The 23,080-nt window shown below is 64.4% G+C and carries 21 protein-coding genes and 1 riboswitch; of the genes, 8 read left to right on the top strand and 13 right to left on the bottom strand.

The window, feature by feature from the left end; genetic code table 11:
* Nucleotides 1-9 precede the first annotated feature (9 nt).
* From moaA to HBA99_RS03915, 5 genes are all read left to right on the top strand, one after another.
* Nucleotides 10-1,002 carry a GTP 3',8-cyclase MoaA gene (gene moaA, locus HBA99_RS03940; protein WP_057966607.1) on the top strand — a complete coding sequence of 331 codons (993 nt, stop codon included), beginning with the start codon at nucleotides 10-12 and terminating at the stop codon, nucleotides 1,000-1,002.
* Nucleotides 1,003-1,251 carry a MoaD/ThiS family protein gene (locus HBA99_RS03935; protein ID WP_030094324.1) on the top strand — a complete coding sequence of 83 codons (249 nt, stop codon included), beginning with the start codon at nucleotides 1,003-1,005 and terminating at the stop codon, nucleotides 1,249-1,251.
* Nucleotides 1,252-1,547: 296 nt separating this feature from the next.
* Nucleotides 1,548-1,720, top strand: a riboswitch (cyclic di-AMP (ydaO/yuaA leader).
* A gap of 10 nt (nucleotides 1,721-1,730) precedes the next feature.
* On the top strand, nucleotides 1,731-2,837 hold the full coding sequence (locus HBA99_RS03925; RefSeq protein ID WP_070951547.1) for a transglycosylase family protein: 1,107 nt from the start codon (nucleotides 1,731-1,733) through the stop codon (nucleotides 2,835-2,837).
* A gap of 127 nt (nucleotides 2,838-2,964) precedes the next feature.
* Complete coding sequence (locus HBA99_RS03920) at nucleotides 2,965-3,759, top strand: class I SAM-dependent methyltransferase (RefSeq protein ID WP_081347630.1); 795 nt, start codon at nucleotides 2,965-2,967, stop codon at nucleotides 3,757-3,759.
* Between the two features lie 5 nt (nucleotides 3,760-3,764).
* Nucleotides 3,765-4,472 carry a class I SAM-dependent methyltransferase gene (locus HBA99_RS03915; protein WP_070926269.1) on the top strand — a complete coding sequence of 236 codons (708 nt, stop codon included), beginning with the start codon at nucleotides 3,765-3,767 and terminating at the stop codon, nucleotides 4,470-4,472.
* 2 nt (nucleotides 4,473-4,474) lie between these two features.
* On the opposite strand, the gene HBA99_RS03910 is transcribed toward HBA99_RS03915, so the two are convergent.
* The 5 genes from HBA99_RS03910 to HBA99_RS03890 all read right to left on the bottom strand — a co-directional run bounded on the left by HBA99_RS03910 (nucleotide 4,475) and on the right by HBA99_RS03890 (nucleotide 7,453).
* Nucleotides 4,475-5,782 (bottom strand): lipase family protein, encoded by a 1,308-nt coding sequence (locus HBA99_RS03910; protein WP_070940353.1) that lies wholly within the window; start codon nucleotides 5,780-5,782, stop codon nucleotides 4,475-4,477.
* Nucleotides 5,783-5,869: 87 nt separating this feature from the next.
* The gene (locus HBA99_RS03905) at nucleotides 5,870-6,298 is read right to left on the bottom strand and encodes a molybdenum cofactor biosynthesis protein MoaE (RefSeq protein ID WP_070951549.1); all 429 of its coding nucleotides are present in this window, start codon (nucleotides 6,296-6,298) and stop codon (nucleotides 5,870-5,872) included.
* Nucleotides 6,295-6,780: a MogA/MoaB family molybdenum cofactor biosynthesis protein gene (locus tag HBA99_RS03900; protein ID WP_070951550.1), complete on the bottom strand. Its 486-nt coding sequence runs from the start codon at nucleotides 6,778-6,780 to the stop codon at nucleotides 6,295-6,297. The genes HBA99_RS03905 and HBA99_RS03900 overlap by 4 nt, the downstream gene beginning before the upstream one ends.
* Nucleotides 6,765-7,199 carry a cyclic pyranopterin monophosphate synthase MoaC gene (gene moaC / locus HBA99_RS03895; RefSeq protein WP_070951551.1) on the bottom strand — a complete coding sequence of 145 codons (435 nt, stop codon included), beginning with the start codon at nucleotides 7,197-7,199 and terminating at the stop codon, nucleotides 6,765-6,767. The genes HBA99_RS03900 and moaC overlap by 16 nt, the downstream gene beginning before the upstream one ends.
* An 80-nt stretch (nucleotides 7,200-7,279) precedes the next feature.
* Entirely contained in the window at nucleotides 7,280-7,453 is a 174-nt protein-coding gene (locus HBA99_RS03890; RefSeq protein WP_044104154.1) for a hypothetical protein, read from the bottom strand.
* Nucleotides 7,454-7,516: 63 nt separating this feature from the next.
* On the opposite strand from HBA99_RS03890, the gene HBA99_RS03885 reads away from it, so the two are divergent.
* Complete coding sequence (locus HBA99_RS03885) at nucleotides 7,517-9,742, top strand: helicase-associated domain-containing protein (RefSeq protein ID WP_070951552.1); 2,226 nt, start codon at nucleotides 7,517-7,519, stop codon at nucleotides 9,740-9,742.
* Nucleotides 9,743-9,763: 21 nt separating this feature from the next.
* Here the strand turns inward: HBA99_RS03885 and HBA99_RS03880 are convergent, their stop codons facing one another.
* Nucleotides 9,764-10,162, bottom strand: coding sequence for a DUF2628 domain-containing protein (locus HBA99_RS03880; RefSeq protein ID WP_030094315.1), 399 nt, complete (start codon nucleotides 10,160-10,162; stop codon nucleotides 9,764-9,766).
* A gap of 64 nt (nucleotides 10,163-10,226) precedes the next feature.
* Between HBA99_RS03880 and HBA99_RS03875 the strand changes: the two genes are divergently transcribed.
* Nucleotides 10,227-11,879, top strand: a complete 1,653-nt coding sequence (locus HBA99_RS03875) for a DNA repair helicase XPB (protein WP_030094314.1) — start codon at nucleotides 10,227-10,229, stop codon at nucleotides 11,877-11,879.
* Here the strand turns inward: HBA99_RS03875 and HBA99_RS03870 are convergent.
* The 6 genes from HBA99_RS03870 to HBA99_RS03845 form a co-directional block, all read right to left on the bottom strand.
* The gene (locus HBA99_RS03870) at nucleotides 11,839-12,984 is read right to left on the bottom strand and encodes an acyltransferase family protein (RefSeq protein ID WP_081347064.1); all 1,146 of its coding nucleotides are present in this window, start codon (nucleotides 12,982-12,984) and stop codon (nucleotides 11,839-11,841) included. The genes HBA99_RS03875 and HBA99_RS03870 overlap by 41 nt on opposite strands.
* Before the next feature lie 27 nt (nucleotides 12,985-13,011).
* Nucleotides 13,012-14,361, bottom strand: a complete 1,350-nt coding sequence (locus HBA99_RS03865; RefSeq protein ID WP_070951553.1) for a PA14 domain-containing protein — start codon at nucleotides 14,359-14,361, stop codon at nucleotides 13,012-13,014.
* A 23-nt stretch (nucleotides 14,362-14,384) separates the two neighbouring features.
* On the bottom strand, nucleotides 14,385-14,870 hold the full coding sequence (locus HBA99_RS03860) for an SRPBCC family protein (RefSeq protein ID WP_030094311.1): 486 nt from the start codon (nucleotides 14,868-14,870) through the stop codon (nucleotides 14,385-14,387).
* Nucleotides 14,871-14,912: 42 nt separating this feature from the next.
* Complete coding sequence (locus tag HBA99_RS03855; RefSeq protein ID WP_165610964.1) at nucleotides 14,913-16,568, bottom strand: PA14 domain-containing protein; 1,656 nt, start codon at nucleotides 16,566-16,568, stop codon at nucleotides 14,913-14,915.
* 246 nt (nucleotides 16,569-16,814) lie between these two features.
* The gene (locus HBA99_RS03850) at nucleotides 16,815-17,816 is read right to left on the bottom strand and encodes an LLM class F420-dependent oxidoreductase (RefSeq protein ID WP_070918485.1); all 1,002 of its coding nucleotides are present in this window, start codon (nucleotides 17,814-17,816) and stop codon (nucleotides 16,815-16,817) included.
* A 1-nt stretch (nucleotide 17,817) separates the two neighbouring features.
* Complete coding sequence (locus HBA99_RS03845) at nucleotides 17,818-19,287, bottom strand: FAD-dependent monooxygenase (protein ID WP_070951554.1); 1,470 nt, start codon at nucleotides 19,285-19,287, stop codon at nucleotides 17,818-17,820.
* A gap of 65 nt (nucleotides 19,288-19,352) precedes the next feature.
* On the opposite strand from HBA99_RS03845, the gene HBA99_RS03840 reads away from it, so the two are divergent.
* Complete coding sequence (locus HBA99_RS03840; protein ID WP_030094307.1) at nucleotides 19,353-20,021, top strand: TetR/AcrR family transcriptional regulator C-terminal domain-containing protein; 669 nt, start codon at nucleotides 19,353-19,355, stop codon at nucleotides 20,019-20,021.
* Here the strand turns inward: HBA99_RS03840 and HBA99_RS03835 are convergent.
* Entirely contained in the window at nucleotides 19,948-23,079 is a 3,132-nt protein-coding gene (locus tag HBA99_RS03835; RefSeq protein ID WP_070950193.1) for an MMPL/RND family transporter, read from the bottom strand. The genes HBA99_RS03840 and HBA99_RS03835 overlap by 74 nt on opposite strands.
* Nucleotide 23,080 lies beyond the last annotated feature (1 nt).

Genomic DNA, 23,080 nt, shown 5'->3' with positions numbered 1-23,080 from the left:
GCTGGACTTATGACCCCGTTAATCGATTCGTTCGGCCGCATCGCGACCGACTTACGGGTGTCCTTGACCGACCGGTGCAATCTGCGCTGCACGTACTGCATGCCGGCAGAGGGATTGGACTGGCTGCGCAGCGACGCATTGCTCACCGCCGAGGAATACATCCGGCTGATCGGCATCGCGGTGACCGAACTCGGAATCCGTAGCGTCCGATTCACCGGCGGAGAGCCGTTGATATACAAGGATTTGGAGCGAATCATCACCGCGGTGGCCGCACTGTCACCACGCCCGGATATCGCGCTGACCACCAACGGCATCGGTCTGGACCGTAAGGCCGCGACACTACGGGACGCCGGGCTGGACCGCATCAACGTGTCACTGGATACGTTGGATGCGGATCGCTTCGCCGCGATCACCCGCCGAGACCGGCTGACCGACGTTCTCGCCGGCCTGGAAGCCGCGAGCGCTGCCGGGCTGACCCCGACGAAGATCAATGCGGTGCTGACCCCCGAGCAGTACAAGGAGGACTCGGTCGAGCTGCTGCGGTTCAGTCTGGAGCGCGGTTTCGAGCTGCGGATTATTGAACAGATGCCACTGGATGCCGGGCATCACTGGAACCGCGCTCACATGGTGACCGCCGACGAGGTCCACGCCGCCCTGAGCCGGGAATTCACGCTGAGCGCGGATCCGGCGCCCCGTGGCAGCGCCCCAGCACAACGCTGGCTGGTCAACGGGGGCCCCGCCACGGTCGGGATCATCGCGTCGGTGTCGAGACCGTTCTGCGGGGACTGCGACCGCACCAGGCTGACGGCCGACGGTCAGGTACGCAATTGCCTGTTCGCCACCACCGAAACGGATCTGCGCGGGCTGCTCCGCTCGGGTGCCGACGACGATGTGGTGGCCTCGGCCTGGCAGGCCGCCATGTGGGGAAAGAAACCGGGCCACGGGATCAATGACCCGTCGTTCCTGCAGCCTGACCGTCCCATGAGCGCGATCGGCGGTTAGGTGAGCATCCGAATCCGATACTTCGCCGCCGCCGCGAACGCCGCAGGCATCGAAGAAGAGACCGTGGAGCTCCCCGCGGGGGCATCTTTCGACGACCTGACGCGCCAGCTGGCCGCAAAAGGGCCGGAACTGGAACGCGTATTGGCGCGTTGTTCCTTCCTTCATGACGGCGTGGCCGTCCGCGACCGCTCCCACCGGCCGGAATCAGGGTCTGTCGTGGACGTTCTGCCTCCGTTCGCTGGCGGTTAAAAGAGCGCTGGCCCGCCAATTTCCTAAGGAAGCTCTAAGGCATCTCTGAGAGTTGCATATAGAGACACTTAGACAATTTCGTGATCTACGACACACATCACAAGGTCACAGTACGGTCACGGCGTGGATACGGGGCGGTGGAGCTACGCAATAACCTGCGCAGACCTCACCGGCAACGGGAATAAACCCACCCCGCCGTGGACGAAACACCGTGAAATGTCCAACATGACGAGATGCGGATCGACACGTACCGTCATCCGGAGTCCATACCCGCGCACCGAGCTCCGTCCCTCGGGTGTGGCACCTCGTCGGTAAATCAAGGGACGGAGGCGGGGAACCCAACCGCCGGAGATCTTGATCTCCAGCATGAACCTTCATGGTTCTTGGGGTGAAGCCCGGGAAACCGGGCCGGGCGACCTCTCGCTCGAACCCGACAGCTCACTTCGCAGGTGCGTCACAGAGAGGAATACGACGGACATATGAGTGGACGGCACAGTAAGCCCACCAAGGCGGGCGCTAAAGCGGCCAAGGTCGCGGTAGCAGGTGCAGGCCTTGTCGGTGGCGGTCTGATGATGGCCGCAACGGCCAACGCAGCCACCGATGGCGAGTGGGACCAGGTCGCGCGTTGCGAATCTGGCAATAACTGGGCCATCAACACCGGTAACGGGTACCAGGGTGGACTGCAGTTCTCGCCCAGCACCTGGATCAACAGCGGTGGCGGCCAGTACGCCCCGTCCGCTCACTTGGCCACCAAGGAGCAGCAGATCGCGATCGCCGAGAAGGTGCTCGCGGGTCAGGGCCGTGGAGCCTGGCCGGTCTGCGGTCGTGGCCTGTCCGGCGCTACCCCCCGGACCGCTCCCGCGGCGAACATCACCCCTGCCGCTCACCACGAGGAGCAGGCCGCTGCCGAGCCCGCCCCAGCACCCGAGCCCGCTCCGGCGCCCGAGGCTGATGAGCAGTTCGTCGCCGAGGCCCCCGAGGCACCCGTCGTGGAAGAGGCCCCGGCCCCCGAAGAAGCGCCTGCCCCCGAGGCCCAGGACGTCGACTTCCAGTCCGGCCCGGCGCCCGCCGAGCCCGCTCCGGCCCCCGAGCCCGAAGCTCCTGAAGCACCCGAAGCTATCGCCGCCCCGGCACCCGAAGCACCTGTCGTCGACGAGGCTCCCGCCCCAGAAGAGGCACCGGCTCCCGAAGCCCCCGCCGCCGAGGACCAGGTCCTGCCGTACGAGTTCCAGTCCGGCCCGGCGCCCGCCGAGCCCGCCCCAGCTCCCGAGCCCGCGCCGGCCCCGGCTGCTGCTCCCGAGATCCCGCTTCCCGCGGGTGTCCCGGACGCCGCGGACATCGGCTTCGCCGCCGGTAAGGCCGCGTTCGATGCCGGCCCGGTGGCCTCCAACGGTGTGCCGACCAGCCCCGAAGCGGTCGCCGGTGTCGTCCGGCATCTGCCCGATCCGAACAACCTGCCCCCCGGTACCACGGACGTCGCGCCCGGCGACGGTCGCGGAGTGTCGTACCTCAAGGACATCGTCTTCGCCATGCAGACGCAGGATGTCAAGGCCAGCGACGCAATCCTGGCCCTGGCCCAGCGCTAACTCCTGCACCAGATAATCGCCCCGGCCCTCACGGCCGGGGCGATTGTCGTTGCGGGGTAACCCTTTCGGCGCGAAGTGTAGGCCCAGTGTCAAGAGGGTTGACGCCCCAGCTTCGAGGCGTACTTTGGTGGGCATGACGGCACCGACCACTCCCCCGGACGTTCCCAGTCAAGAGACATTCGAAGCGGTCTACAACGGCAAACCCATGTTCGAGGGCGCCCCCGCCGCGGGCGTGCCCTGGGATATCAGGGACGCACAACCGCGGATCAAAGAACTCGCCGCGTACGGCGCATTGCGCGGAGAGATCTTGGATATCGGCTGCGGGCTCGGCGAGAACTCCATCTATCTCACTCAGCAAGGCCTGTCGGTCACCGGTCTGGACTTCTCTCCCTCCGCCATCGAGCAGGCGAAACAACGGGCCGCCGCCGCGGGTGTGACCGTCGATCTGCAGGTCGCCGATGCGACAAAGCTTGACGGCTGGGACGGGCGGTTCGACACCGTGATCGACAGCGCCGTGTATCACTGTTTCGATCACGAAGGCCATCAGCAGTACGCGAGCGCGCTGCACCGGGCCACCCGGCCGGGTGCCCGCTGGTTCATCGCCTGCTTTGGCGACGGCACCGTCAATGGCATCGCGATGCCCTTCGGCGTGCAAGACCCCGAAGAGATCAAGACGGTACTGTCCGACGCCAACTGGAACATCCAATACTTCGGCCGGACAACCTATCTCGGATCGCGAGCGGCATTCGTCGGCGCCGCGCTGGCCGGCATCGATCCCGAGCGGATGCCCGCCGATATGCGCGAGCGCTCTCAGCGCCCGGGCGTAGCAGAACAAGCACAGCAGACCTTCGAGCGTCTCCAGCAGCTGGATGACGACATCATCCACATGCCGTTTTTCAGTATCGTCGCAGAAAGAGGCTAAATGTCATGACCGCACCCACCCAGAACACATTTGAGGATCTGTACCGAGAGAGCATCAAGGACGGCGGGCCCATCGTCCCGTGGGACTCCAAGGACGCCAAACCTCGCATCAAAGAACTGGCTCTACTCGGCGCGGTCCGCGGCGAGGTCCTGGATATCGGCTGCGGGCTCGGCGATAACGCTATTTACCTTGCCCAACAGGGCTTTAACGTCACCGGACTGGACTTCGCACCTTCGGCAATCGAACAAGCCAAGGGCCGGGCGGCCGCGGCAGGCGTCACCATCGACTTCCAGGTTGCCGATGCGACCGAGCTCGACGGCTGGGAATCGAGGTTCGACACCGTGATCGACAGCGGCGTCTATCACTGCTTCGACAATGAGGGAAACGCGAAGTACGCGAGTGCTCTGCGCCGCGCCACGCGCCCCGGAGCACGCTGGTACATATGGTGTTTCGCACACGGTGGAGTACACGGCGTGCCGACACCGTTCCAGAACGCGCTGCGGGCGGAGCAGATCGAACAGACGCTGACCGCCAATGGGTGGACCGTGCTGCAGCTGAACCCGACCACGATGGCCGCACCAAAGGCCGAGTTTCTCAACGCGATTCGCGGAACCTACCGTGGAGATCCCGAAATACTCGACCGGCTGGAACAAGATGTCGACGATCCGCTGCTCTACGTCCCCGTGTACACGGTGATCGCAGAACGCGCGTAGGCCTACAGTTGGCGGCCCCCAAGTACGCGGGCCGCGGCCGCGGACATCACCGAGATGGTCCATAGCGCGGGTATCGAGGCGAGCATGGATCCCACAGTGCGGGTCCCAGATTCTGGTTCCATGCCCTCCAAGCGTTGCGCCAGCCAGCGCAGGGCGGCAGGTGCGCCCAGGAGGGCCAGTGACACATGCTCGCTGAGCATGTCGCGCCGGTAGGTGACGTCGGTGCCGTGCGTGGCGTAGAAATCGGCCTGGCGATCCACCTCGTCGATACCCACGAGCTGATCGCGTACTGCGGTGTAGATGTACACCGGGCAGGTTGGCGCCGCCTTGCCCAGACGCAGATCTTCACTCATGGCCGCGACATCGGGCAGCGCCATCAGATCGGCGATGGGCAGGTCTACATAGCGGTCGAGGTTACGCATCACATACCGTCCGACGGCCTGTCCCGTCGAAAGCCCCCGCACCGTCGTCATGATCTTCTCGCCCTTGGGCGTAAGGTGTTGCGTCAAAACAGAATCCAGCGCCGGATAGCTACCGCGCAAGGCAGAAATGGCCGCGAAGCCCAGCCCGGCGAATAATCCTCCGTCGGCCCGCTCCAAGATCTTGCCGGGGTCCGACGCCGGTGAGCCCAACGCCGCCGCGACGATGTTGAGCTCGGGAGCATAGCTAGGTGCCATTTCCGCCGCCCATGAACTGGCAAGCCCGCCACCGGAATATCCCCACAGCCCGATAGGCGTATCGGACGGAAGCCGCAGCTCGGCGAACTGTTGCGTGGCACGCAAACCGTCCAGTACGTGGTAGCCGGGTTGACGCGCGACGACATAGCGGCCGGGCTGTCCACCATGGTCCGCGACGCTCACGATCCACCCCTGCCGCAACCCGGCGGCCATCAGCAGCAATTCGATCTGTGGGTTGGCGAAAGGTCCCCGTGCACCCTGTAGCAGGCAATAGGAGGGAAAGCAGGATCGCTGACTGGAGTTGATCGCACACTGATACGCCAACAGGCGTGGAGAGTGCGGGTCATGGGTCGCCGGCACCAGCACCGTGGTAACCGAGACTTCAGGCGCGCCATGCGGATCGGTGGTGCGAAACAGCAACTGCCAGGCCGTCACTCGCTGACGTAACAGCCCCAGGAACCCGACGTCTGCCGGGCGGGCACGCAGAACTGTTCCGGGCTCAGCGTCCCAGAAGCCGTCAGGTGGGAGATGAAAGGGATCGTCGTCGGGCCGCGCCGGACGTTTACCGGGGTGCGGGAAAATCTGGGGTGCAGGAGCCGTATTGCGGTGTCTCGGTTGCACTGGAGTGCTCATGAACCAAGGAAGTTACTGCACCCACTGAGCCATCAGTGCCCTGATCTGGGTTTTTAGGTACCAGACCCCAATCGGTGACCGGATTTTTCAGGCCGACCCCACCCACTCGTCACTGCCGTCGGCGAAGAACTGGTGCTTCCATACCGGCAGCGCAGCCTTCACATCGTCGACGAGGCGCTGACAGGTGGTGAATGCTTGACGACGATGGTCGGCGCTCACCGCCACCACGAAGGCTGCCTCGCCGACTGTCAGTGCGCCGATGCGGTGACTCACCGCCACCGCGCGCACACCCTCGGCCTGCGCGGCGATGCGTTCCACCACATCGGTCAGCACCTGCTGAGCCGACGGATGCGCCGAGTACTCCAGCCGCAGCACGGTCTTACCCGCGTCGTGGTCACGCACGTTCCCTACGAATCCGACTGTAGCCCCTGCTGATTCGTGATCGACGAGTTGCTCGTGCTCGATCAGTGAGATGCGTTCCCCGGTCAATAGTGCTCGAGTGACGCTAGCGCTCATACGTGATCACCCCCGGCTATCTGGTCGAGTGCATGGCCCAGCACGCCCTCGAGCACCGCAAGCCCGTCGCGCACCCCGCCGGTGGAACCGGGCAGGTTGACCACCAAAGTGCGACCGGCGACTCCACACACGCCGCGGGAAAGGATGCTGGTGGGTACGGTCGGCAGTCCCGAGCGTCTGATCGCGTCGGCCAGGCCGGGTATCTGATGGTCCAGCAGCGCGACGGTCTGTTCGGGAGTGACGTCCGTGGGCGACAGCCCGGTACCACCGGTGGTGATGACCAGTGAAACCCGATCGGCCAACGCCGAACGAATGGCTTCCCCTACCGCGTCGCCGTCCGGCACGACGATCGGCCTTTCAACACGAAAGTCTTGCGCACCAAGCCATTCGGCGATGACGGGCCCCGTCTTGTCGGGGTATTGGCCGGTGGCCGCCCGGGTCGAGGCCACGATAACCCGCGCAGATCTCAGGGTCGGGTCCATGTTCCGGTCTTGCCGCCTTCTTTGCGCAGTACCCGGACATCGTCGATGCGCGATGCCGGGTCGACCGCCTTGACCATGTCGTGCAGGGTCAGTCCGGCGACCGTCACCGCGGTCAGCGCTTCCATCTCCACCCCGGTCCGGTCCTGGGTGCGCGCGGTGGCGGTGATCTGAATGGATCCGTTGGCGGTGTCGATCTGGAAGTCGACGTCGATGCCCGTGAGCGGTATCTGATGGCACAGCGGGATGAGCTCGCTGGTGCGCTTGGCGGCCATGATGGCGGCCAGACGAGCGGTGGCGATGGCGTCGCCCTTCGGGAGCGCGCCATCAGCCAATAACTTCAGGACGTCCGGGGTGGTGACGAAGCATCCGGCCGCGACCGCCTCGCGTGCGGTGGCCTGCTTGGCCGACACGTCGACCATGTGCGCGGACCCGTGCTCGTCGATGTGGGAGAGACGGTCAGGTGGGGACCCCTCGCTGTCGCGAAGACCGTCGGACACCGTTACTTGTTGATGACGGTGACGGGGTGCACGTAGGGCACGGACTCCACCGGGAACTCGATGTCGCCGAAGGGTGACAGCGCTCCGGTGCGGTCGGCCGCGAGTTCGGAGACCGCGTGCTCACCGTCCACATGTGCGGGCCAGCCGTTGTCGACGTATTGCTCTTTGTCAGCCACGAAGCCATTGTGGCAGGCCGGGGGGCCGACGGCGAACCCAACCCGCCTCTACGCTGGTGACCGATGAGTGAGGATGCGGCATTGGCTACCTGGTTGCGCCAGCTGCCAGACGAACAGTTGGTGCGGCTGGTCCAGTTGCGACCCGATTTGGCCTCGCCACCTCCGGGTTCGCTGGCGGCGCTGGCGGGCCGGGCGCTCTCACGCCAATCGGTGCGCGCGGCGACCGACAGCCTGGACTTTTTGACCCTGGCGGTGCTGGACGCGCTGCTGGTGGCGCGTGCGGACATCACTGGTGTTCCGCTCTCGGAGGTGCTCGCCCAGGTCGACGGTCGCGCCACTGAACTGCAGGTGCGCGCCACCCTGGATCGGCTGCGCGAGCTGGCGCTGGTGTGGGGGGATCACGAACTGCACCTGGCGGGAGAAACGCGGTTGGGTCTGCCCTGGGTTGTTGGTCAGGTGATCAGCGAGCAGACCCCGGCCTCCTACGACGCTGCCCGTGCCGCCCTGGAAGCGACCGATGAACGCGGGATGGAGCTGCTGCGGGCGCTCATCGCGGGATCCCCGATCGGCCGCACCCGGGATGCTGCGCCCGACGCCCCACCGGATCGCCCGGTGCAGCGGCTACTGGCCGCCGGGCTGCTGCAGCGCATCGACGACGAGACGGTGCTGTTGCCGAGATTCGTGGCACAGCTGCTCCGTGGTGAGGAGCCAGACCGGCTGCAGCCCCCCATGGTGGAAATCACGACGGCCACCCAGGCCGAAGCCGACGCTGCTGCCGCCGGTGCCGCCCTCGATCTCCTGCGCGAGGTCGGCCTGCTGCTCGACGAGCTCGGGGTCAACCCGGCGCCGCAGCTGCGCAGCGGCGGTTTGGGGGTGCGTGAGGTCAAACGGCTCGCGAAGACGACGGGGATCGACGACAGCCGGATGGGACTACTGCTGGAGGTGCTGGCGGCAGCGGAGCTGATCGCGGTCGGTGACCCCGATATCGAGACCGATGCCGAGGGTTGGCATTGGGCGCCGACCGTACAGGCCGACCGTTTCGCCGAGCTGCCCACCGCAACCCGCTGGTTACGGCTGATGTCGGCCTGGCTGATGCTGGCGGCGCGGCCGGATCTGATAGGTAAGCGCACCAGCGAGGACAAACCCATTGCGGCGCTTTCTGATTCGCTGCGCTCGACCGCAGCGCCACATGATCGCAAGCTACTGCTGCAGATCCTCGGCGAGCTGGAGCCCGGGCAAGGACTGCGGGCCGAGGAAACGTCGCGGGTGATGCGGTGGCGCCGACCGCGTTGGGGCGGCCGGCTGGGCGTGGAACCGGTAACGGCCCTGTTGTTCGAGGCGACGACAATGGGAGTGATCGGGCGCGGCGCTTTGACGACGCACGTGCGCACCTTCCTGGACAGTGCCGGCGATGAGGGCGCGACGCTGGCCGCGATGGACAAGGCACTGCCCAGCCCCATAGATCACTTCCTGGTGCAGGCCGATCTCACGGTCGTCGCCCCCGGACCGCTGACGCGCGAGGTGGAACTGGAGCTGACGGCGGTGGCGGACCTCGAATCGGCGGGGGCAGCCAGCGTCTTTCGGGTCAGCGAGGCAAGCATCCGCCGCGCGCTGGATTCGGGGCGGACCGCGACGTCGCTACACAGTTTCTTCGGTTCACGCTCCAAAACCCCTGTCCCCCAATCGCTGACGTATCTCATCGACGATGTCGCGCGACGGCATGGGCAGCTTCGGGCCGGGGTGGCCAGCTCGTTCCTGCGCTGCGATGACGTGGCCCTGCTGACGCAAGTGATGGCATCGGCCGTGGCCGAGGATCTGGGGCTGCGGCTGCTGGCCCCGACGGTCGCGGTGTCCTTGGCTCCCCTGGCCGAGTTGGTGGCCGGGTTGCGCTCGGCGGGCTTCGCCCCCGCCGCCGAGGATGCCACCGGAACGATCGTGGCGCTGCGGGCGCACCGCGCGCGGGTGACACCGCAGCCGCACCGGATGGGTTGGACGCCACCCGTGCTCAGCGAGCCCGCGGCCGCCGCGGTGGTCAAGGCATTACGGGCGGCGGGCGATCACGACGGCGTTCGCATCGAGCCGTCGCATGCGGTGGCCTTGCTGCAGCAGTCCGCCAAGGCTCAAACCAGCGTGTTGATCGGGTACGTGGACCCGGCCGGGGTGGCGTCCTCGCGCGTGGTCAATCCGATCAGCGTGCGCGGTGGGCAGCTGTCGGCCTTCGATACCGCCGCCGGGCGAATCCGCGACTTCGCGATCCACCGCATCACCGCGGTTTCCCCACCGTCCTGACCGCGACGGCTGGTTAACCCCTCAGCGGACACCCTCGAAAGGATTCCAGGACTCACTCTTGCGCACCCAATGCAGGTAGTAGGCCTGGTTGGCGATTCCCATGAACAGCGCAGCAAAGCCAAAGGAGAACGCGCGCGTCACACTGTCGGAGGCTCCCAGGACCCCCAGCGCGATGCTGACACTCACGGTGATCCCCAGCAGCACGAGGCCCTTGCGCCACATCCCCTTGACGAAGAAGTAGATCGGGCCAAAGAAAAAGGCCAGGAAATTACTGGTCAAGCGGATACGTGTCCAGAACGACCCGGCCCGGAAGATGGCATTGGCCTCTTCCTTCGTCGGTGCCGCAGCGTACTGGTCGTAGAACGCGAACCGGCGCTGCCAAATCTCGGCCAGGGTGCTGCGGTCTTGTGGTGTCGTCACCGCAGCAATCTAGCAGGGCATACAGCACCCGCCAATGTCTCCGGGCATCACTATCCTGGACCGAATGACCGATGGACCGCTGATCGTCCAATCCGATAAGACCGTGCTGCTGGAGGTCGATCACGACCAGGCAGACGCGGCACGCCAGGCGATTGCCCCTTTCGCCGAGCTCGAGCGTGCACCCGAGCACGTGCACACCTACCGCATCACCCCGCTGGCGCTGTGGAACGCCCGCGCCGCCGGGCATGACGCCGAGCAGGTTGTCGACGCCCTGGTCACCTTCTCCCGGTACGCGGTACCGCAACCGCTGTTGGTGGACATCGTCGACACGATGGCCCGCTACGGGCGCCTGCAGCTCGTCAAACATCCGGCCCATGGTCTGACGTTGGTGAGCCTGGATCGCGCCGTCCTCGAAGAGGTGTTGCGGCATAAGAAGCTCGCCCCCATGTTCGGCGCCCGCATCGATGACGACACCGTGCAGGTGCACCCCAGCGAGCGTGGCCGCGTCAAGCAGCTGCTGCTTAAGATCGGCTGGCCGGCAGAGGATCTCGCGGGATACGTGGACGGTGAAGCGCACCCGATCAGCCTGGCTCAGGATGGTTGGGAGCTTCGGGACTATCAGCAGATGGCAGCCGACTCGTTCTGGGCGGGCGGTTCCGGCGTGGTGGTACTGCCCTGTGGTGCCGGTAAGACGCTGGTGGGTGCCGCCGCCATGGCCAAGGCCCAGGCGACCACCCTGATCCTGGTGACCAACACCGTCGCCGGTCGGCAGTGGAAGCGGGAGCTGATCGCGCGGACCTCGTTGACCGAAGAGGAGATCGGCGAATACTCCGGTGAACGCAAGGAGATCCGGCCGGTCACCATCGCGACCTACCAGGTGATCACCCGGCGCACCAAGGGCGAATACCGCCACCTGGAGCTGTTCGACAGCCGGGACTGGGGCTTGATCGTGTACGACGAGGTGCATCTGCTGCCCGCTCCGGTGTTCCGGATGACGGCCGACCTGCAGTCGCGCCGCCGCCTCGGACTGACCGCCACCCTCATCCGGGAGGACGGCCGCGAGGGCGACGTGTTCAGCCTCATCGGGCCCAAGCGTTATGACGCACCGTGGAAAGACATTGAGGCACAAGGCTGGATCGCCCCCGCTGAGTGCATCGAGGTGCGGGTCACCCTTACCGATAACGAACGGATGATCTACGCGACGGCCGAGGCCGACGAGCGATACAAACTGTGCTCGACAGCCCACACGAAGATCAACGTGGTGAAGTCGATCCTCGCCCGCCATCCGGGAGTTCCCTCGCTGGTGATCGGCGCCTACCTCGATCAGCTCGACGAGCTGGGCACCGAGCTCGGCGCCCCGGTGATCCAGGGCTCCACCAAGAACGCCGAACGCGAAGCGCTCTTCGACGCTTTCCGTCGCGGGGAGATCGCCACCCTGGTGGTTTCCAAGGTAGCCAACTTCTCCATCGACCTTCCGGAAGCAGCTGTAGCGGTTCAGGTTTCGGGTACGTTCGGCTCACGCCAAGAGGAAGCGCAGCGACTTGGGCGGCTGCTGCGGCCGAAGGCAGACGGCGGGCAGGCCTATTTCTATTCGGTGGTGTCGCGCGACACCCTCGATGCCGAATACGCCGCCCACCGGCAGCGATTCCTTGCCGAACAGGGCTACGGCTACCGGATCACCGATGCCGACGACCTGCTCGGACCGGCAATTGGTTAGCGGTCCGGGACAGTTCGTCACCGGATCGCTCCGCAGGTGATTCGAAGCGGCGCTTGATGCGCAGTAGAGGCGTCTCGAAGTACCGGAAGCTGACATAGGCAACGACGACGACGAGAACCGTTGTCCCGGCGCACAGCACCAACCCTTGCTCCTCGTGCACCACGCGGCGAACGACGTTGGCGCACAACATGTGCATCAGGTAGATCCCATAACTGATGACACCGATGAATGCCAGCGGCCGCCAGGTCAGCACTGGGTGCATGAGGGTGTCCTCGCGGATGGTCACGGCGGTGACCGCGGTGACCATGATGACCTGTATCGACCAGGGCGGGGCACCGAACCACAGCGCGCCGATCATCGCCGCGAACACGGTCGGGGCCGACCACCACCATCCCAGCACCGCGGAGACTCCCGCGTAGCCGCGACGCGTGTTCACCACGATCGCGGAGGCGGCACCGAGCAGGATGGGCAAGGACAGGCTCGCGAAAATGCGCCAGGGCAGCACCCGGGTGTCCAGAAACATGCCTGCGCCCACCGATACCGCGATCAGGACGAACAGCACGGCAAGCGGGGGCCCGATTCTTCCCTTGGCCAGGAGCAGCGCGCCGGCCAACAGGGGCGGCCACAACACATAGAACTGTTCCTCGGTGGACAGCGACCACGAAAAGTAGAACGGCACCGAGGTACCGGCGGACAGGTCGACGAACCAGTTGACGGTGTAGGTCAGGAACGCGGGCAGGTTCCGGAAGAATTGCTCGCCTTTCGGCGTATCGCGTTCGGTGGCGAACACCAGCAGGACATACAGTGCCAGCACCGCGTAGTACAGCGGGAAGATTCGTAACGCCCTGCGCGCATAGAAGTTTCGCAGCGAGATGTCCGCCGTGCGATCTCGTTCACGCATCAGCAGCGTGGTGATGAGAAAGCCACTGATCGCGAAGAAGAAGTCCACGCCCATGAATCCGCTGTGCGAGATCCTCGGGCCCGGCGTCCCTGATGTGTGGTGCCAGATCACCGCCAGGACGCTCAGCGCCCGCAGGCCATCCAGAGCCCCGAATTTTCTCGTGGCCAGAAAGCACTCATAAGCAGCCACAGACCGTCGCGACACCGAAAGGAGGGTATCAGCGTTACCAGACTAGCGCTGCTGTCGGCAGCCCTGGTCCGCAGCGGTGTCCAGCTGGATATCCGTGGAGCTGATCGACGGCGTGAGAAAACGAAGATGCCCGATCAACTCGCGCGGCAGATCGTCGACCCGGATCGGGTACCGGGTGCCGTCGATCACGCTGCGCGCCGTCAGCGAGAAGGTCTTGGCGACATCGGCGTCGAACGCGCCGTACTTCTGCAGCGCCGTCGCAACCATCTGCTGGAAGGGGCTCAGTTTCAGCGTTCGCAAATCCAGGGCCGGATCAAGCTGAATTCTGATCCCCTCCGGCACCCCATCGAGGACCGTGCCGTCCGACCGGGTACCCGGGTACATGTAGGTGGGGGCGTTGATCGGGATGGCGAATCTCAGTGCGTGATCAATCGCGCCCGCTTGCACATCCTCCGGCGTGATCAGCCCGGCCAGGTAGGACAGCTCGCCGCCCGAATGCGCGGGCCCACTGACATGTCCGCCCGATCCGGTGTTGACCCGGTAGGTGGCCTGGGCAATGGCCGACATCGCATCCGGCTTGAAGGACTGGAACTCATACTCACACCCGGTGGTGTCGTCGATGATCGCGATATGGGCGTCGGCGTCCTGGGTGGGCAGATAATGCGGCAGGTAGGGGATCTCGATCGACTTCCCGCTGTTGCGGACGGCGACGATCCGGGTCGGGGTGCCCGCGGGCGCGTGGTAGACGGCGGTGGTCCAGATGTCCTCGTTGACGTCGATTGCCTTGACATCCGGGTGATGCATCAGCGCGGCAACCCAATTCGGCGAACGCGGGTCGACCGCCGGATTGGGCGGGAGGGGCTGATTCAGGAAGGAATTCGCCGCGAAGTAGTTGCCGTTGCCCGAAGCCGGACCAAGCGCGACCTGAGACACCGAGAACTCTTGTACCGCAGGCCCGCTGACCCCGGCATAGCTGACGCGGACCGCATGTACACCGGCCTCTACGGTGCGTGTGGCGAGATCGGTCCCCCAGTCACGGGTATCGGCATGATCGAAGATCAGCTCGCCATCCAGCCATACACGCGCGACGACACCACCGCTCATCGAGGCGATCCGATACTGACCCGTCACCGGGAATCGCAACGAGCCGATGGCGTCGGCCGAGAATCCGTCGGCCTGTATGCCCGGTGCTGGAGATCCCGCGAAGTTCCCGCCGACCGAGTGCTCGCATCGAGCGAGCACCGCGGTGCCCGCATGATCGGTGTTGTTGTAGTACCGCGTCCAGTATTGGCCTACATCGCAAGGATTCTGGGCTGCCGCATCCGTCTCATTCCGGGCAGGCGCGCACGCCGCCACCACCAGGAACACCGTAAGCAGAACGAACGCACGCACGGATTCACTGTACGGGCGAACTCTTACCTTCCGGCGGCGGCAATCTTGTCGAAGTACCGCTGAGTGCGCTTCATCGAGAATCCGACGATGGCGTTCACCGCGGGGGTGGCATTACGAATCGGCCCCGTGCCGTCGATGGCCCATGCCCAGGTGAAGTCGGCACCGCGATCCGTCGGCGTCACCACGTAGTCCTCGGCGAAGGCACGCAAGCCGGGAGCAGGCACCGGCATGCTCGTCACGTAGAACGCCTTCCGACGTCCTTCCTCCCAGAGGAAGTAGTGCTCGTTCACCTTGGGCCCCACAGCCGGCCCGATCTTGCGCACCGCTCCGACCCCGGCGCGCGGGCTACCCCACACAACCCTGATACCCGGCGCCAACCACCGCAACGTGGTGTCGTTGGTCAGCTCACGCCACACGGTGTCGGCGGACACCGGTACCGAGATGGTGTGACTGGCTCGCACGGGAGCACTGGACAGGAAGGCTTCATCGACTGCGTCAAGCGAAGGCATTCCCGTAACTTACGGTATCGGTTGGGTTGTAAACAATGGGCCCTACTGCTGTTGCGCACAGGTCTGGTCGGCCTGCTCGTCCAACCGGATGTCAGTAGACGCCACAGTGGGTTTGAGGAACTGCAGATGCTGGATGAGGGTCTGCGGCAACCCCGAAAGTGGCAGGTTGAAAGGCGCTGAGGCCATGGTGTTCTCGGTGGCGACGGCGAGCACCCCGGCGGTATCGGCGTTGTAGCCGCCGTAGTTCTGCAAGGCGATGGCCACCATCCGCTGAAACGGGGTCAGGGCGAACTGGTCCAGATTCAGAGACGGGTCGAGCCGCATCCTGGTCCCCTGCGGAATGCCGCCGGGCGTGGTGCCGTCGGAACGGGTGCCCGGATAGGCGAATCGTGGTGAGCCGATAGGCAGCGCATAGCGCAGCGCATGGTTGATGCCGCCCGCGTTCACCTCGGACGATCTGATGAGCCCGGCCAGCCAGGACAGCTCGCCGCCCGCATGGGCCGGCCCCGATGTGTGTCCGCCGGTGCCCGTGTAGGCGTGATAGGAGGCGGAGGCCACCGCCGAGGAGGAATTGTTGAATATCTCCAGCTCATAGGCACATCCCTTCGCCTGATCCACGATGATCAGCGCGCTGTCACCGTCAGGGCTCGCCCTATAGGACGGCAGGTACGGAACCGTCAGGTACTTGTTCGAGTTGGTGATCCGGATGGCGCGGGTAGGGGTGCCCGCTGGCGCGACGTAGATGGGTTGCGTCCACGTGCTGCTGTTCAGCGAGATGCCATTCTGGTTTCCCAGCATCGCCACCCAACCGTCAGAGCGAGAGTCGATCTGGGCGTCGGCGGGGATCGGTGTGTTCCAGAAGGAGTCTGCCGAGAAGTAGTTGCCATTGGTACTGGCCGGGCCCGGCCCCATTTGCGAGACGGAGAAGAACTCGAAGGAATCGCCGGACGACTTCCAGAAGGCAACCTGAACCGCGTGATCACCCGCGGTGACGTTCTTGGCAGCTAGATTTCGGCCCCAGCTCACCGTCCCCTTGTCGATCACCAGTTGTCCGTCAAGCCACACCCGCACCGCCATGTTCCCGGTGTCCGCGCTGAACACGTAGTTGCCACTGACCGGAAAGTGGATCGTTCCGACATATTGGGCACCCCAGTTCGACGTGTTGACACCGGATACCGGTGCGGCACTTCGGAAGTAGCCACCCACCGATGTCTCGCACTGTCGCACCACCGGGTCACCGCTCAACGCGGTGTTGTTGTAGTAGCTGGCCTGGTACTCATTCACAACGCAGTCCGAGGACGGCGCCGTGGTGGTTGTCGGCGTCGTGGTGGTGGGCGCGGTCCACACCACCGTCACCTTGTCCAGCACCAGCATCCGCCCGCAGAAGAAGGTGCTGTACGCCGCGCTGTTCGTAATGGTGATGGAATGCGACCCTTCGGCGATGGACAAATCCACCGTGTAATCGGTCAGGCCATTTGCCGATACGGTGAAATTGCCCACCTCGGCATTGTCGACGCTGATGCGCATGGCCGGCGCGCCCAGACATTGCTGCCCACGCGCCCGAATAACTATTCTCGACGAAGTTTGGAGCCACACCGTGTTCGTGGCAATAGCATTCTGACCGTATAGGCCCAGGAGGGTTCCACCGGACGCACTACCGTCCGCCCAGGCTCCCCCGCCGCCGCTGGTATAGGACATCGATTCTGCTTCGATGGCCGTATCTGCTTGCGAGACAGATGGAAATGTTATCCCGATGGTCACTAGGACGGACACGACAACCAAGAACCGTAGAACTCTCATGAGCGTGAACACCCTGTCCGATAGCAGGCGTAAAACGATTCACGCGCAAAGTACTATCGGATTAATTCGAATCACCAGAGCATTCGTTCAAGCGAGATTCTCCGGCGATGAATCCGTAATAGACAGAGCGTCTAATTAAATCAATTACACTCGGGCGGCGACTATTTCGCGCACAAACAGATCTATCCCGGAACGGTCGTACGCCGCTTCCGGAAAATTGCATATCGCATAGCCCAGGCCCAGTCTGCGGAACTGGGCCAGACGCTCTGCGATCTGCTCGGGAGTTCCGGCGGTCGCGGTCAGATTGCCGACCGTGACATCGGCGATGTCCTCGCCGACAACCGGAACCAGCCGCGCCTTGATGGCCGCCAGCCGGTCCGCCACCTCGGCATCGTCGGCACCGATCACGACGTTGATGTTGGCGCTTCGAACAATCGCGTCGAAGTCGGTGCCGATGTCCTTACAGTGCGCCGCAAGAATTTTCGATTTGTGTTCGAATTCCTCGGGAGTCTGCCCAAAGTTGGTGTACTGGGCATAACGTGCCGCGATCCGCAATGTCACCTTCTCGCCGCCACCGGCGATCCATAGCGGAATGCCCTTGGGCTGCAGTGGCTTGGGCGCCACGATGGCGTCGTCGACCTGGTAATAGGTGCCGTCCAGAGTGACACGCCCATCCCGCCAGGCGTCACGCATGATGCGCACCCCTTCGCGCAATCGGCCGAGGCGCTCGGCGGCGTCCGGAAAGCCGTAGCCGTAGGCGCGCCACTCGTGCTCGTACCAGCCGCCCCCGATGCCCATCTGGGTGCGTCCGCCCGAGATGATGTCCACTGTCGCGGCGATCTTCGCCAGATACACCGGGTTTCGGTATCCCATCGCCGTACACATCTGCCCGAGCTTGATTCGCGAGGTCACCGCCGCGAAGGCGGACATCAGCGTCCACGCCTCATGAGTCGCCTCGTCGGTGGGTACCGGCACGGTATGGAAGTGGTCGTAGACCCACACCGAGTCCCACGGCCCGTCCTCCGCATAGCGGACCAGATCACGCATGACGTCCCATTGACAATCGGGCGCGACGCCTACCAGATCCAGGCGCCAGCCCTGCGGGATGAAGACTCCGAACTCCAGTGTCTCGGCCACCCGCGCCACACTACGCCGGGGCGGGAGATCCCACCCAGCGGGTGAGCGCTTCGCCGAGGCCCGCATCGGACCCCTCCCCCACCCAGGCGACGTACCCGTCGGGTCGCACCAGCACCGCATCCGGCGCCGAGACCTCACCGAGCACCGGAAGATCCCATGCACCTGAGTATTTCGCGTCAACCAGCTGAACCCGGTCGGCCCATCCGTCGACGTTCAGACTCTGTGGCTCGCCAAAGTTGAACACCACAGCACGGGCGGCGTGCAGGTAGGGGTAGACGCGGGTGTGCCCATCCGGGGTGACCACGTCTAGGTCCGGCATGCGGCGCCCCAGCAGCGGATGCCCCTCGCCCAGCTCGTAGTGGATGTCCAGGCCGCTCATCATGCCGGCGATGCGCTTGCGTGGCTCATCCATCGCCAGCAGGTCGGCCACGATGTCACGCAGTGCATCCATCCGCGGCCCGGCGTCGGACAACGGTGTTTGGGCCATGGTGTTGTGCAGCACCCTTTCGGCCACCGGATGACGCTCGCAGTGGTAGGTGTCCAACAGCGAGTCGGGGGCTTCTCCCTTGATCACCGCCGCCAGCTTCCATCCCAGGTTCACCGCGTCCTGAACACCGGTGTTCAGCCCCTGTCCGCCGAACGGGAAGTGAATATGCGCGGAATCTCCGGCAAGGAACAGGCGACGGTCGCGGTAGCGGTCGGCCTGGCGAGTCATATCGGAGAACCGCGACATCCAGCGTGGACTGTGCAGCCCGAAATCCGTTCCGGCGATGGCGATGAGCGCTTCCTTCGCCTCTTCCAATGTCGGCTCGACACCCAGTCGGTCAAGATCGGTGCTGAACACCAACCGGCACCACCCCTCTTCGAAGGGCAGGATGCCGAGGAACGATTGTCCCGGCTTGCGCAGCAGACCGAACTCGAGCGGTTGCTCGGTGATCTCGGCGTCCACCAGCATCGCCGAACACGACGGATCATGTCCGGGAAACCCGATCCCCGCCGCCTTACGGATGGTGCTGCGTCCGCCGTCGCATCCGATCAGGTACAGCCCACGCAGCGCACTCCCGTCGGCAAGCTCCACATCGACACCGGAGTCGTCCTGGGTAAACCCGACGACCTCGGCGTTGTAGTAGATCGGCACGCCGAGTTCAGTGATCCAGGCCGCCAAGGTCTTCTCCGTGTAGTGCTGAAGCAGGCCCAGGGCGTAGGGGTGACGGGTGGGGAAATCCTCGATGCTCATGAAGATCCCCGAGAAATGGGTGACCTGGCCGGCCATCCCCTGAGAGAGGAATCTCTCGGCGATCCCACGCTGATCGAACACCTCAATGGTGCGCGAATGCACGCCCGCCGCACGTGATCCCACCTCTTCGTGGCTGCCCCGGCGTTCCAACACCGCAACGTCAATACCGGCGAGAGCCAGCTCACCGGCCAGCATCAGCCCGGTTGGGCCTCCACCTGCGATGACCACTGCATGCTCGGTCATGGTTCTCCTTAACGTCGTTATTGGTATTGACTCCATAATTACTTTAACAATGTTAAGGTGTCAACGTGATTTTGAATCGGGAGACGATCGCGCGCGCCGGGCTGGCTCTGCTCGACGAAAAGGGCAGCGACGGCCTCACCATGCGGGCATTAGCGGCATCCCTCGGCGTGCAGGCACCGGCGCTGTACTGGCATGTGAAGAACCGGCGCGAACTCATCGACCTCATGGGTGAGGCGATCATGAGCGATGCCCATGATGCCTTCGATGACACCTCGGCGCCATGGGATATCTTCCTGGCCAACGGCGCTCGTGCACTACGGCAGGCGATGCTGCGCTACCACCAGGGCGCCCGGATCCTGGCAGGCACCTTTGTGACCAACGCCGCCGACATGCTGGAGCCGATGCTCGATGCCATGACGTCGGCCGGGTTCACTGTTCGCGAAGCGGCCCGGCTATCTCCCGTGATCCACCACTACACAATCGGTTTCACCATCGAACAACAGGCCCGCGATGGCTCGGAATACCCGGGGCCCAATCCGTACACCGAAGAGAATCTGATCGCCAAGCTCGATCTGCAGAAGTATCCGGCGATCTTGGAGGTCTTCTCGGAGCTTTATGAGCCCGACTTCGATGCCGACTTCGAGGACGGACTCGCGATCGTCATCGACGGCCTGCGAGCTCGGCTTCGCGGGAAACGGAAATCAGCGGCTCCTCGGGTATCGGATCGCCGCTAGGACACTCGGGCTCCTCCAACTCCGGCGTTGCCGCATCCTGATCGTCAACCTTCGAGCGCGAAAAGTGCTTCTGGAACCAAGGTTCCACGATCGCAGAGGGCCACCAGTTGGCCTGCCCACACAGTACGACCAGAGCAGGAATGGTGATGGTGCGCACCAGGAAGGTGTCCAGGAGCAGGCCCATGCCGATGATGAAGCCCGCTTCCACCATCGACTGCAGGTTTCCGATCAGCAGGCCGAACATCGACGCGGCGAAAATGACTCCGGCAGAGGTGATCACACCGCCGGTCGACTTGACCGTTTTGATGACCCCAGAACGGATACCGTCGGGCGATTCGTCACGGATGCGCGAGATGAACAACAGGTTGTAGTCCGCGCCCACCGCGACCAGCACGATGAACGCCATGCCCGGCACACTCCAACTCAACGGTTGCCCACCGATGAACTGGAACGCGATCACCCCGATACCCACTGCCGAGGCGTACGAAATGATCACCGAACCAATGAGATACAGCGGAGCGACAATGGCCCGCAGCAGTGCGACGAGGATGAGCAGCACCACGATCACCGTCAGCACGATGATGAATCGCAGGTCGTGGTTGTAGTAGTTACGGATGTCGTTGTACATCGCCGACAATCCGGCCATCGAGATGGACGCGTCGGACAGCGTGGTGTTGGGTTGTGCGCTGTGGGCCGCATCCTGGATGGCGCGGACCTGATCCATTGCCTCGGGACTGAACGGATTCAGGTTGCTCTGGACCAGATAACGCACCGCATGGCCGTCGGCCGAGACAAACGCCGCCGCAGCGGTCTTGAAGGAGTCTTGCGTAAGTACCTGCTGCGGGATGTAGAAGCCAGACATCGATCCGGGCGCCGCATCGCGCTTGGCGGCGACCAGGAGCGTGGAGGCATCGCCCAACTGGCCGCCCATCTGCTTGGTCTGGTCCACCAGCATCTGCACACCCTCGGCCAGCTGTGCGCTGCCATCGGCCAGCGAATTGACTCCGGTCAGGACTTCGGCGAACTTCTGCTGGATGCCGTAAGAGTCGGACAGACCCAACCGGCGCAGATTCGTATCAATGGCGTTGAGCGCGGTGCGCAGCCGGGCGATGGTCGAACTGATCTGTTTGTCATTGTCGACGGCCTTCAGTTCACGGCCGAGCTCGACGATCCTGTCCCTGGTGCCATCCTGTTTGGTCTCCAGGAACTTGTTCATCTCGTCTCGCGAGGAGCGGCACGCGGGGTCCATCTCACACGCGGGGTTGCCGACCAGCACACGGGCGACGGGCTCGATCCAGCCATACACCTCGCTGGCGCCCTGGGCGTTGGCCTCGATGGCCTCGCCCAGGGAATGCATGCTGGTGACCAGCTTGTCCACCGAGTCCAGATCGGCGAGGGTGCCCGTCCTACCGCTGCCGCGCAACTGCGCCAGCACCTCGACCAGTGCGCGCGCCGTACCCAGTGAGTTCTTCACCGAGTTTCGGACCTCACCGAGCTTGTCCGCCAACGTATGTCCACCCGCGGCGAGCTTGTCCAAATCCCTCGTGCGTGCGTCGATCAGATTCGACGCATCGCCCAGCTTCCCGCCGACCTCACCTGCCTGGTAGGACAGCTTGGCTTCCTCCAGCGGCTCACCCGTGGGACGGGTGATGCCGCGCACCTTGTCCACACCGGGGACCTGACTCACCCGCGCGGCCATCTGTTCCAGGTCGGCCAGCCCGCGCGGAGTGCGCAGATCGTGCGGAGACTTGATGTAGAGGTATTGCGGCAAGGTCGAATTCACCGGGAAGTGCTTCTCGATCGCGGCATAGCCCAGGTTACTGTCGGCCCAGGGCGGCAGGTTCTTGCGGTCGTCATAGCCGAACTTCACCATTGCCCCGCACGTGGCGAGGATGATCAGGATGACCAGGCTCACGGCCAGGTGTGCGCCCGGGCGTCTGACGATGTTGATGCCTGAACGGTGCCAAATCTTGTTGGCATAGGCCTTTCTCGGCTTCACCCAGCCTCGGCGTCCCACCAGGACCAGCACCGCGGGCAGGAAGGTCACTGACGCCACGAACGCGATCAGGATGGACACGCTCAGCGCCGGCCCGATGGTGGACAGGATCCCCAGCTTGGTGAAGCCCATGCCCAGGAAGGTCACCGCCACCGTCGCCGCCGAGGCCGCGACCACCTTGCCTATGGATTCCAGCGCGGCGGCCACCGCGCTGTCAGAATCCATGCCCTGTTTGACGTATTCGTGATATCGGCTGATGAGAAAAACCGCGTAGTCGACACCCGCGCCCATCATCATCGCGGTCATGAAGGTCAGCGTCTGATTCGAGATACTCAGACCCATCTGCGCCAGCCCACCAACAGCGGCCTGGGCGATGCCGAGCGAGACACCCACCACGATCAACGGCAGCATCATCGTCACCGGATTGCGGTAGACGATCAGCAAGATGAGAAGAACCAAAGCCGCCGTGGTGATTTCGACCTTGTGCAGGTCACGCTCTCCGACCACCGTCAGATCGCCGACGGTCGCTGTGGGCCCCGTCGTGAAGGCATTCAGGGTGGTGCCTGCGGTCGCCTCCTTGATGATCTTCAGGGCACCCACGTAGGCCTTGCCGGATTCGGGGGTGGCAAGCTCGCCCTGCAATCCCACCGGCAGGTACCACGCCTTGCCATCGGTGCTCGACATCATCTCGCGCAGCATCGGTTTGGTGATGAAGTCCTGCACCATGCTGACGTCGCGGGTGTCCTCACGCATTCGGGCCGCGAGGACTCGATAGGTCTGCTCGTCGGCGGGAGTCAGCCCGTTCTCGTTGGTGAGGACGATCAACAGAATGTTCTGTGCACCCGACTCCTGGAACGATTCGACCATCTGCCGCGTGGTCTCCATGACGGGAGCATCCTTGGGCAGCAGATCGACGGGGTGCTCCTCGATGGCCTTCTGCAGAGAGGGCGCGGTCAGCGCCAAGACCGCGGCCAGTGCGATCCATACCCCGATGACGGCGACAGGAGCCTTCCGGACGATCCGAGCGATCAGTCCGTAGATGCCACCTGTGTTGTCCGCCACA

This window comes from Mycobacteroides chelonae (genome assembly GCF_016767715.1).
Classification (GTDB): domain Bacteria; phylum Actinomycetota; class Actinomycetes; order Mycobacteriales; family Mycobacteriaceae; genus Mycobacterium; species Mycobacterium gwanakae.
This window is presented reverse-complemented; position numbering and strand designations above follow the sequence as displayed.